At 44.3% G+C, this 8,621-nt stretch carries 8 protein-coding genes; all 8 read right to left on the reverse strand.

What is annotated here, in order from left to right; all coding sequences use genetic code 11:
- Positions 1-38: 38 nt before the first annotated feature.
- Positions 39-530, reverse strand: coding sequence for a metallophosphoesterase family protein (locus ACJA3J_RS21520; protein WP_406945233.1), 492 nt, complete (start codon positions 528-530; stop codon positions 39-41).
- 167 nt (positions 531-697) lie between these two features.
- Positions 698-1,414, reverse strand: a complete 717-nt coding sequence (rsmG, locus tag ACJA3J_RS21525) for a 16S rRNA (guanine(527)-N(7))-methyltransferase RsmG (protein ID WP_406945234.1) — start codon at positions 1,412-1,414, stop codon at positions 698-700.
- Between the two features lie 17 nt (positions 1,415-1,431).
- The gene (gene mnmG / locus ACJA3J_RS21530; RefSeq protein WP_406945235.1) at positions 1,432-3,321 is read right to left on the reverse strand and encodes a tRNA uridine-5-carboxymethylaminomethyl(34) synthesis enzyme MnmG; all 1,890 of its coding nucleotides are present in this window, start codon (positions 3,319-3,321) and stop codon (positions 1,432-1,434) included.
- A 51-nt stretch (positions 3,322-3,372) separates the two neighbouring features.
- Positions 3,373-4,749: a tRNA uridine-5-carboxymethylaminomethyl(34) synthesis GTPase MnmE gene (gene mnmE / locus ACJA3J_RS21535; protein WP_406945236.1), complete on the reverse strand. Its 1,377-nt coding sequence runs from the start codon at positions 4,747-4,749 to the stop codon at positions 3,373-3,375.
- A gap of 958 nt (positions 4,750-5,707) precedes the next feature.
- On the reverse strand, positions 5,708-6,322 hold the full coding sequence (jag, locus tag ACJA3J_RS21540; RefSeq protein WP_115822974.1) for an RNA-binding cell elongation regulator Jag/EloR: 615 nt from the start codon (positions 6,320-6,322) through the stop codon (positions 5,708-5,710).
- Complete coding sequence (spoIIIJ, locus tag ACJA3J_RS21545; RefSeq protein WP_089650737.1) at positions 6,322-7,080, reverse strand: YidC family membrane integrase SpoIIIJ; 759 nt, start codon at positions 7,078-7,080, stop codon at positions 6,322-6,324. Before spoIIIJ ends, jag begins: the two co-directional genes overlap by 1 nt.
- A gap of 111 nt (positions 7,081-7,191) precedes the next feature.
- On the reverse strand, positions 7,192-7,545 hold the full coding sequence (gene rnpA / locus ACJA3J_RS21550; protein WP_406945237.1) for a ribonuclease P protein component: 354 nt from the start codon (positions 7,543-7,545) through the stop codon (positions 7,192-7,194).
- A 266-nt stretch (positions 7,546-7,811) separates the two neighbouring features.
- A complete protein-coding gene (rpmH, locus tag ACJA3J_RS21555) occupies positions 7,812-7,949 on the reverse strand; it encodes a 50S ribosomal protein L34 (protein WP_089650739.1) in 138 nt (45 codons plus the stop codon).
- Between the last annotated feature and the right edge of the window lie 672 nt (positions 7,950-8,621).

Consider the following 8,621-nt stretch of genomic DNA (forward strand, 5'->3'; position numbering starts at 1 on the left):
CACCTTTTAAATATTTTTTATGAAATATATTTTCATGATCAAGGAAAGAAAATATGTTCCGCATGGATTCCAGCCTTTGTTAAGGAAAGTTTCCCGAACGAATACATGGGCAACCGCCTTTTATCAGTGAGAGAGCCAGGATTGAACAAGAGCGTTCTCTTAAAATATCGGAGGACTGGGATATGAGAGTGTCCGTAAATCAACACATCCACGGCACCATTTTCGAAAGATTCCAGCGCACGTTTTTCCGTCGTCTTTTTCTCTCCGTGGCCATGGACGATTCCGATCCGGTATCCTTCCCATTCGAGCATTTGTTTTGCCGGGAATTTGTTTTGGACCTCTTCCCCGTCTACATTTCCATACACCCCGTACACGGGAGCATAGTCTTTCAACGTTTCATAAAGATCTAACGTTTGCCAATCTCCAGCGTGAATAATGGCATCCACGTTCTTCAATTCTTTTAAAAAACGTTCCGGAAGCTGTTTCGCTTTTTCAGGCATATGTGTATCCGAAAGCACAATAATTTCCACTTTTGATCATCTCCTTCAACGTCCTGTAATTCAAATTCAGTATCCCCTATCTTCCGGGCAATGTCCTGTTTCTCTAGTTCAAAGTCCTGTAACTAGCAGTTAATGTCCTCGTTCTCCTATTCCCTAAAAAAATTACCTCTCTGCCAGAGGCAGAGAGGTAATTGATGTTATTGAATCGGTGTTTTATTTGGTGTTCCCGCTTTTCTCGGGTATTTCTTAGGTGTTTTTCTTCTCTTTTCAATGATGGCGATGTTCCGCTCGCTACCCTCTTCAGGCAATTCAAACGTGTGAACATCAAGCACCTCACCACCGACGGTTTGGATTGCAATCTTCGCGTCTTCCATTTCATCCTTCAAGTTCGGACCTTTCATCGCCATGAACCTGCCGCCTTTGGCAGCCAAAGGCAGACATAATTCACTAAGGACGGACATTCGCGCAACGGCGCGTGCCATCACAAGGTCATAACTTTCACGGAAATTCGCATTTTTCCCGAAGTTTTCGGCACGATCATGATAAAAAGCGACATCATCCAGCTCCAATTCGTGGGCTAAGTGATTCAAAAATGTGATTCGTTTTTTCAAAGAATCGACAATCGTCACTTTCAACTGCGGAAAGACGATTTTCAAAGGTAAGCTCGGGAAACCGGCCCCCGCTCCGACATCACAAATACGGAGCGGTTGATTGAAGTCATAGTAGAAGGCAGCCGTCAATGAATCATAAAAGTGTTTCAAATAGACGCCTTCCTGATCGGTAATTGCCGTGAGATTCATTTTTTCATTCCACTCAACAAGAATGTCAAAATACTTTTCGAACTGGCGCTGCTGGTGATTGTCGAGTTCTATGCCATGTTCCTGTAGTGCTTTAAGAAAGGTGTTGATATCCATAAGCCCATCCTTTCAAATTATTCCCCGGATACGCGGGCGATTTTCCCTTGTTCGATATACACAAGCAGAATGGAAACGTCTGCTGGATTCACTCCTGATACACGGGAGGCCTGTCCGACAGATAGAGGTCGGACCGATTTCAGGCGGTCACGGGCTTCTGTCGCAAGGCCGTGAATCGCATCATAATCAATGTCTTCAGGAATTTTCTTCGTCTCCATCTTCTTCATGCGATCGATTTGCTCCAGAGCTTTTTTAATATAGCCGCTGTATTTCACCTGGATTTCCACCTGTTCTTTAACATCGTCAGGCAGGGGAACATCGCTTGGAGTCAAACGTTCCAAGTGACTGTAATTCATTTCTGGACGCTTCAGTAAGTCAGTCGCACGGATGGCATCTTTCAGCTTCGATCCACCCGCTTCTTCGATTACAGATTGAACCTCATCCGTCTCTTTCAAAATGACTTTGTCGAGCCGTTTTTTCTCTTCTTCAATCAAGCGTTTCTTTTCTCTGAAGCGCTCGTAGCGATCTTCAGGGATCAAACCGAGCTGATAGCCGATTTCTGTCAAACGGAGATCCGCATTATCATGACGAAGCATCAAACGGAATTCCGCACGAGACGTAAGCAGACGGTAAGGTTCGCCTGTTCCTTTGGTCACAAGATCATCAATCATGACGCCAATGTAACCTTGAGAACGGTCAAGAATCAATGGTTCAAGCTCGAGCGCTTTCGCAGCCGCGTTAATCCCTGCCATCAAGCCTTGTCCGGCAGCTTCTTCGTATCCGGACGTTCCGTTAAGCTGTCCAGCTGTAAACAGGCCTTCGATCTGTTTCGTTTCAAGTGTCGGCCACAACTGTGTAGGCACAACAGAATCGTATTCAATGGCATAACCAGCACGCATGATTTCCGCTTTTTCAAGACCTGGTACGGTACGCATCATTTCATTCTGCACGTACTCTGGAAGTGAGGTGGAAAGGCCTTGGACATAAACTTCCTCTGTATCTCTTCCTTCCGGTTCAAGGAAAATCTGGTGACGCGGTTTGTCATTGAAACGAACGATCTTATCTTCAATGGACGGACAGTAACGCGGTCCTGTACCTTTAATCGCCCCTGAATACATCGCAGATAGTCCTAAGTTATCGTTAATGATTTTGTGGGTGTCTTCGTTCGTGTACGTCAGCCAGCACGGAATTTGGTCGGTGATGAACTCTGTCGTTTCATAAGAAAAGGAGCGTGGCTCTTCTTCTCCTGGCTGGATTTCAGTTTTGGAATAGTCGATGGTGTGACTATTGACACGCATCGGCGTTCCAGTTTTGAAACGAACCATTTCAATGCCCATTTCCTCCAACTGTTCAGAAAGAGAAACAGTGGATCGCTGGTTGTTCGGGCCACTTTCATACGACAAGTCGCCGATGATGACGCGTCCTCGCATGAATGTACCGGTCGTAACGATCACAGTCGGAGCATAGTAGGCCGCTTTCGTTTCTGTGATGACACCTTTGACCTGATTATCTTCCACCAGTACTTTTTCAACCATGGCCTGACGAAGCGTCAGGTTCTCCTGATTTTCAAGCACCCGCTTCATTTCTTTGATATAAAGCGGTTTGTCAGCTTGTGCCCTCAACGCTCGTACCGCCGGCCCTTTTCTTGTATTTAAAAGACGCATCTGGATGTGCGTTTTATCAATAACGCGCCCCATCGCTCCACCTAATGCATCCACTTCACGTACAACAATCCCTTTCGCGGGACCACCAATGGACGGGTTACATGGCATAAAGGCAACGAGGTCGAGGTTCAAGGTCAGCATCAACGTCTTCGCCCCGCGGCGCGCGGCAGCAAGACCTGCCTCTACTCCGGCATGACCAGCACCAATAACAATTACATCATAATGCCCTGCATCATATGTCATTCGGATGACTCTCCTTTTTTTATCATAATGAATATCATTTAAACAGAACGTTTATTTTCCTAAGCAGAATTGCGAGAATAACTGATCGATCAAGCTTTCGTGAACCGTATCCCCGACGATTTCCCCGAGAATCTCCCACGTTCTTGTAACATCGATCTGTACGACATCAAGCGGAACCCCCATTTCCATACCATTTTGGGCATCTTCAAGGGCTTGTTTCGCTTGTTTTAATAACTGAACATGGCGGACATTCGAAACATACGTCATATCACCAGCGTCCAGATCCCCTTCAAAGAACGTATCTCCAATCGCTGTTTCCAATTGGTCGATGCCTTCTTCACGGATCAGGGAGGTTGTAATCACTGGGTGATCCCCAGCCAATTCCTTCACTTGATTAAGGTCCAATCGCTGTTCTAGATCCATTTTATTTACGATTACGATAATATTCATATCCCGGATCGCTTCGAAAAGTTTCTTATCCTCTTCGCTCAGCTCATCCCCATAGTTTAACACAAACAGAATCAGATCAGCTTCTTTCAGTACTTGCCTTGAACGTTCGACCCCGATTTTTTCTACGATGTCTTCCGTTTCCCTAATTCCCGCCGTATCAATAAGACGAAGCGGAACGCCACGGACGTTGACGTATTCCTCGATCACATCACGGGTCGTACCTGGAACCTCTGTCACAATCGCTTTATTTTCATGGACAAGGGCATTCATCAAGGAGGATTTCCCGACATTCGGACGACCGATAATCGCCGTACCCAGGCCCTCTCTCAAAATTTTTCCTTGCTTAGCAGTTTGAAGAATACGGGTGACTTCCTCGTGCACTTCTTTCGTCTTCTCTTCCATCATTTCATGAGACATCTCTTCGACATCATCATATTCTGGATAGTCGATGTTCACTTCGACATGAGCGAGCGTCTCAAGAAGCTTTTGTCTCAATTCCTGAATCAGTTTCGATAGCCGGCCATCCATCTGCTTTAAAGCTACATCCATCGCCCGGTCCGTTTTGGCGCGGATCAAGTCCATGACCGCTTCCGCTTGAGAAAGATCGATACGGCCATTCAAGAAGGCACGCTTCGTGAATTCTCCGGGTTCCGCTAATCTGCCACCGCTCGCCAACACGATCTCTAAGAGACGATTGACAGAAACAAGCCCTCCGTGGCAGTTGATCTCTACAATATCTTCTCGTGTAAAAGTTTTCGGGGCACGCATGACAGATACCATCACTTCTTCCGCCATTTCGCCCGATTCTGGGTCAATAATCTTTCCGTAATGCATTGTGTGGGAATCGACCTCGTTCAAATCCTTCCCTTTAAAAAGGTTGGCAGCAATCGCCACGGCTTCAGGTCCACTCAAACGGACAATGGCGATCGCCCCTTCTCCCATTGGGGTCGAAATTGCGGTTATTGTATCTGTTTCCACACGCACTCACCTCCTGAAAAATGTTTGATTTATATTTATCCACAACAGGAATATTTTTGTTGTCACTAACATACTACCTTACCACACCGCCACGTGTTTTGAAAAGATATCAACACGTATATTCCCTATTTCCGCACCTTTTAGTTATCCACATGTGCATAACTCTTCCTATCATTTTCCCCACCATACCAACGAACAATACTGCCACCAGCTATTTATTAAACAATCTGGCAGGATTTTTGAAGAATCATTTTCGAGACTTTTGTTGAGTGGATAGGGCGGAGAGGAATGACTCGCTTTCCGCGGGAGTGCGGTGAGCCTCATCGGACTGCGTCCTGTGGGGTCTCACCATGCACTTTTTTCCCGCAGGAGTCTCGCCATTCCCCTTCGCCTCTTTGCCATAGAAGATTCTCGAAACCACTTCTAAATGGTCAGCTCGTATGATTGAAGGAAGTGAATTATATAAAACGCTCCACAGACCGTAAAAGCTTGATACAGAACGCTTTATACTTCTAACAGAGGGATAGTGGAAGACCACTCAACTTGGTAAAGGGGTTCGTTTCTCACCTATATCCAATGGGGTGGTTGGGAAGCTGCGAGACTCCCGTGGGAGAAAGGTGATAGGCGAGATCCCGCAGGGCATTAGCCCGAGGAAGCTCGCCACTCCCCCACAGGAAAGTGTTCAAATGCGGAATCGCCCTGGTAGACACGACTGGCATAAGCAGAATAGCAACGGAATGTGACCTTTCATTCCGTTGCTATTCTGCTTATGACGCGATTGTCTGGGCGATGGAGCTGGACGAGTAGTTTCCCAGCCACCCCTGACGCCGAACCCCAGCAACGAACCCCGAAAATATCCCGAAACTGATTCTTCCATAATCGCGAGCGTTTGTTGATTTAGGAATCCATAAAAAATGCTTCTGTTCATGTGAGATGAACAGAAGCATGATTAAAAACATTATTGAGGCCGAATCACGACGTGTCTGCGGGGGTCATTCCCGTCAGAATCCGTTTCGACTTTTTTATGGTTTTGCAATGCACTGTGTATGATTTTTCTTTCATACGACGGCATCGGCTCAAGCTTCACTTCCTGATTGGTCCGTACCGCTTTTTCAGCTAATCGATTGGCGAGATTTTCTAAGGTTTCTTTCCTTCGACCACGATAGCCTTCTGCGTCTAACATGACGGTATAGAAGACATCGGACTCGCGATTCACAACGAGCTGAGCCAAGTATTGAAGTGAATTCAATGTTTGGCCGCGTTTACCAATCAGCATCGCAATCTTGTCACCTTCAAGCTCCATATAAATGTCACGCTGACGGAGCTCTGTTTTTACCTGGACAGGAGCGCCCATTTGTTCTGCTACTTCATAGATGAATGTTTCGACGTCCTGCACTGGATTTTTCTTGATCGTTACTTTTACAATCGCTGGTTTCGTACCAAAACCGAGAAATCCTTTTTTACCTTCATCAATGATCTCGACATCGACTTGATCTCTTGATGTGTGTAATTGCTCTAGTGCTGTTTGGATCGCCTCATCAACTGTGGTCCCCGTAGCAGTCCATTGCTTCACTAGTTTGCTCCTCCTGTCTCATCTTTCATCATTGGTTTACGAATGAAAATGGTTTGAAGAATCATGACAATGTTACCGACAATCCAGTACAACGCAAGGGCAGATGGGAAGAAGAATGCGAATGTACCGATCATTAACGGCATGATATAAAGCATCATTTGCATTTGCGGGTTCTGTGCAGCTGCTCCTCCTGCCATCATCAATTTTTGCTGCAGGAAAGTTGTTGCTGCTGTCAGAATCGCTAAGAACGGATCCGCTTGTCCAAGCTCTAACCATAAGAAGTTATGAGTTTGAACAGCTTCTGTTCTCATAATTGCATGATAGAAACCAATCAAAATCGGCATTTGAACGATGATTGGCAAACAACCCGCGAGTGGATTGACACCGTTTTTCTGGAAAAGCTGCATCGTTTCTTGTTGAAGCTTTTGTTGTGTCTGAGCATCTTTGGAAGAATACTTTTCTCTCAGTTCTTTCAATTCCGGCTGAATATCCTGCATCGCTTTTGAACTTTTCAATTGTTTGACGTTCAATGGTAAAAGCAGGAGACGAATGATGATGGTTACGATGATAATCGCCAATCCGTAACTTCCATTCGTAGCATCAGCGAAAAACAACAATGTTTGTGATAATGGATATACAATATATTCATTCCAAAATCCTGTACTATCCGAGGTGATCTCTTGGTTGACTTCCATACACCCGGATAGGAACGTAAGCACACCTGTCATCGCGACCAGGATGAGTAATTTATTCCGCAACGTTCCTTCCTCCTTACTGAAATCGCTCTTCTATCTTTTTTTATACAAACCGATGAATGACTTTACGACAATCATAAGTTTAGCATTAGTTGACACCATAATTCTATATGATTACGTGCGAATTTTTTTATTTAATAGCTTTGACCGTGATAATACATGGGTCAGGCTTTTCTTTATCTCATGAAATTCCATTTGGTTCGTCGGTTTCCGTGCAATGATGACAAGGTCGTAATCCGGGTGGATGTCTTCCTCCAGTTCATGAAAGGCTTGCCTGAGATACCGCTTGATCTGGTTCCGCATGACCGCATGACCAATTTTCTTGCTGACCGATAAACCAATTCGAAAATGGGATTGATCTTCCTTTTTCATATAATAAAGGACCAACTGGCGATTGGCGAACGACTGCCCGCGACGAAAAACCTTTTGAAAGTCTTCATTTTTTTTAATACGATAAGCTTTTTTCATCGAACACCCTCCAAAATCACAAACAAGGTGGCTTGGGCAGACCATTTTGCCTTCCACTATTATCCCAGTAAGAGATCTTTTACCATTATGTAGAAGAACATCTCTTTTTATCCTTCTCTCACCTTTTTTGGCGATCAAAAATCTATAAAAAAATGAACAAAGAATTCTATGCGCATCTTTTCTCTAAAAAACAAAAGAGGGACGAAGATCCGCCCCCTCTTTTGATCATTATACTGAAAAAAAGACCACTGATTGTTTTCAGTGGCCTATGCTGATAGAACTTTTCTTCCTTTACGACGACGGCGTGCAAGAACATGACGACCGTTCTTAGTGCTCATGCGTGCACGGAAGCCGTGTACTTTTTTGCGCTTACGGTTATTTGGTTGAAACGTGCGTTTACTCATTATATATACACCTCCTGAGGAAAATTCCAATAATACATCTAAAAGGCAGTCCCGATTAGTATAATAAATCCCCTTGCTTTTTGTCAACTTTTATTTTACGACTAGACCCGTGAAGATCACACCCGTTATATAACAGAGCTGTACTATAACAAATGAAATCAGCTGTCTAAAATAAGCGAACAAAATCACCCCCTGGCGAACGTTCACAGGATCTGTGTATAATTTAAACCTGCGTTTTCTACTGTCCACAACAAATATCGACAAGAAAATCACAAAATATAGTGTTGTGGATGAGTTTTGTCTACAAGGCCTTGAAATTGTGGATAAGTTATCGTGAACCATTGCAACTGCCGTTTTTATCTGGTATTATATTTGTGTTTAACCGTGAATGACTTCTGAAGACCATAAATCTTTTCCACAGATTGTGGATAACGTGTGGACAGTTATTAACACGGCTGTTTATGTAGTTATGCACAAGAGTGTGGATACTGAAAATAACTTTCTAGAACTCTAGTAAAATCAACTTCCGGACATCCACATCCGATCAGAGGTTTTTTAACGACATCTATTATACAAACCTTATACGAATGCCTTTCGATCCTTTTGCTACGTTCGAAAAAGAGAACGAAAGGTTTTTTTGTTTTCCACTGAAACAGAGAGGGGTGAAACAAT

It is taken from the genome of Halobacillus sp. SY10 (assembly GCF_045401165.1).
Taxonomy (GTDB): Bacteria; Bacillota; Bacilli; order Bacillales; family Halobacillaceae; genus Halobacillus; species Halobacillus aidingensis.

Coding starts and splice junctions, on each gene's coding strand:
- rnpA (WP_406945237.1), bottom strand. CDS start 7,545: ATGAAAAAAGCTTATCGTATTAAAAAAAATGAAGACTTTCAAAAGGTT.
- rpmH (WP_089650739.1), bottom strand. CDS start 7,949: ATGAGTAAACGCACGTTTCAACCAAATAACCGTAAGCGCAAAAAAGTA.
- rsmG (WP_406945234.1), bottom strand. CDS start 1,414: ATGGATATCAACACCTTTCTTAAAGCACTACAGGAACATGGCATAGAA.
- mnmG (WP_406945235.1), bottom strand. CDS start 3,321: ATGACATATGATGCAGGGCATTATGATGTAATTGTTATTGGTGCTGGT.